Origin of the sequence: Desulfosarcina cetonica JCM 12296, from assembly GCF_001311845.1 — a bacterium.
GTDB classification, from domain to species: Bacteria; Desulfobacterota; Desulfobacteria; order Desulfobacterales; family Desulfosarcinaceae; genus Desulfosarcina; species Desulfosarcina cetonica.
Genome location: NZ_BBCC01000406.1, coordinates 1 through 1992 on the forward strand (window position 1 = coordinate 1; position 1992 = coordinate 1992).

A 1992-nucleotide genomic window follows, 5' to 3' on the forward strand; every position below is an offset into this window, starting at 1 on the left:
CCCCACGATGCCTGGCTGAGGCGACCCACACCAGCGCCGCCGAGACTGAGCGCCGACAGCACGATGGTGCGCCGGTGCAGCAAGCGGGCCGAGACATGGCCCGAAGCGATCAGGCTGATGAAATAACCGACGGAGATCAGCAGAAACAGCGATCCGGCCTCGCCGTGGCCGATGCTCAGGTCTTTTTCGATGGTGGGCAGCAGGGGCGCCAGGATGATTCGCGACAGAAAATTGATGAAGAAGAGGGATGTCAGGAACAGGATCGGGCCCAGGTGCTCCGGAATCGATCCGGCGCCTGACCGGCCTGGCAGGGGGCGGCTTGCATATCACTCCTTTTGCGTTGGCGGGTGTTGAGAACAGCCAGTCATCCGAAGGCGGCGTTCGATCCGTCGGAGAATTTCTCAGCATACAAAAAACCCGTCCAAAACACCAACCTCATTTTTTTTTCGCGTTCATTTCCCCTTGTGGCGAGGACAGGATTCCGGCTCCGGCAGGCCCAGATGGCGGCAAAGGTGAATGACCATGGCCGGATCGCAGCGGTCGGCATCCCGCAAGGCTTCCAGATCCTCCAGGCCGACGCCGACGCTTTCGGCCAGAAGCGCCAGGGACATTCCCGTTTCCTCCGCATGGGCGAAGATCTGCACGGTCCTGGCGCAAACGTGGCATTCGCGGTCATAAAAAGCCTTGAACCCGGCGTCCTGCATGCGGTCTTGAAAATAGCGCCTAAACGGTTGCATCGGTCAGTTCCTCCAGGTCTTCGGGCGTCACGCGATACAGAAATTTTTCGCGGTAGCGTTTCACCTGCTCGATCAGCCGTTCGGGAACCGTTGGGTGTTTTTGGCGAAGGCGCTGTAGAAGACGATGAATCGGCGAAAACAGAAGAAGTAGAGCATGCGAATGTGATCGCCGGAAAGCTTGACGCGCAGCTCGTGAATGCCGTCGTGCAACAGGTCGGCATAGGGGCGCGGCAGGGTGGGGCCCATCTCCTCCAGCAAGGCGAGGAAGCGGATGATCTTGACCTGGTGCCGGGGGTCGCAGGCGTCGATGAATTCCGTGACCGGACAGGGATCCAACTGCTCGTCGCAATAAACAATGTGCCACCGTTTTTTCAACGCACGGGTCTCCTCGGATATCTTTTTGTGGAAGTGTTGCTGTTTCAGGTTGCCGGAAATAAAAAATTCCCCCAGATCGCGCCGGATTTGGGTTCGTCTACAAGGCGCCGCCACCGGTGCATATCGGGAATATGTGCCGGTGGCGGCAACACGGTAGACGGGAACAAAGCCAAGCAGGATGGAGGAATTTTTTATTTCCGGCAACCTTAGCAAAGGGGAACCGTGCTGTCCAGGACAAGCCTTCCCGCTTGTTTCAATTCGGTAATTGCCCCGCTTGCCCAACTGTCGCTATAATGCAAATAACGCGTATCGTATGGCAGACCCCACGGCGCCGTAATTTTCAGTGACCGGAAGCCCATGATCCGATTTCTTCTCAACCGCGACCGTATCGCCACCCATGCCCGACCGGGTACCGTTTTACTCGATCTGCTGCGGCGGGACCATCATCTCACCGGCACCAAGCAAGGCTGCCGGGAAGGCGATTGCGGGGCCTGCAGCGTGCTCGTGGGCCGACGCACGCCCGACGGCGTCCGGTATCGCTGCATGGCTGCCTGCCTCTTGCCCGTGGGGGATCTGCACGGCCGCCATGTGTTGACCATCGAGGGGCTCAACGGCGAGGGGCTCCTCCCGGTCCAACAGGCCATCGTTGACGCCGGCGCCACCCAATGCGGTTTCTGCACGCCGGGGATGGTCGTGGCCCTGACCGGTTTTCTGCTGGATAGCCCTTCCCTTGCCCTGGACGCGGCTCTGGCGGCCGTGGACGGCAACCTCTGCCGCTGCACGGGCTATGCGGCCATTCGCCGGGCCATTCAACGGCTGGTCGACGGTCTCGGCCGGCTGCCGACAGCGCCGGGCCGTCGTCTGGAGACTCTGGTCAAGG

At 60.4% G+C, this 1992-nt stretch carries 4 protein-coding genes; 1 reads left to right on the forward strand and 3 read right to left on the reverse strand.

Going from position 1 to position 1992, the window contains the following annotated elements:
* From JCM12296_RS49980 to JCM12296_RS37575, 3 genes are all read right to left on the reverse strand, one after another.
* A partial coding sequence (locus JCM12296_RS49980; RefSeq protein WP_340147893.1) for an MFS transporter occupies window positions 1-311 on the reverse strand: 311 nt, incomplete at its 3' end.
* A gap of 141 nt (window positions 312-452) precedes the next feature.
* Complete coding sequence (locus JCM12296_RS34395; RefSeq protein WP_054702627.1) at window positions 453-737, reverse strand: hypothetical protein; 285 nt, start codon at window positions 735-737, stop codon at window positions 453-455.
* Between the two features lie 72 nt (window positions 738-809).
* Complete coding sequence (locus JCM12296_RS37575; RefSeq protein WP_218188439.1) at window positions 810-1112, reverse strand: type II toxin-antitoxin system RelE/ParE family toxin; 303 nt, start codon at window positions 1110-1112, stop codon at window positions 810-812.
* Between the two features lie 357 nt (window positions 1113-1469).
* Between JCM12296_RS37575 and JCM12296_RS34405 the strand changes: the two genes are divergently transcribed.
* Window positions 1470-1992 (forward strand): 2Fe-2S iron-sulfur cluster-binding protein (locus tag JCM12296_RS34405; protein WP_157068182.1); only part of this gene is annotated, 523 nt, incomplete at its 3' end.

Bases quoted from the DNA above. Each gene is read 5' to 3' on its own strand.
- JCM12296_RS34395 (WP_054702627.1), bottom strand. From the start codon at position 737: ATGCAACCGTTTAGGCGCTATTTTCAAGACCGCATGCAGGACGCCGGG.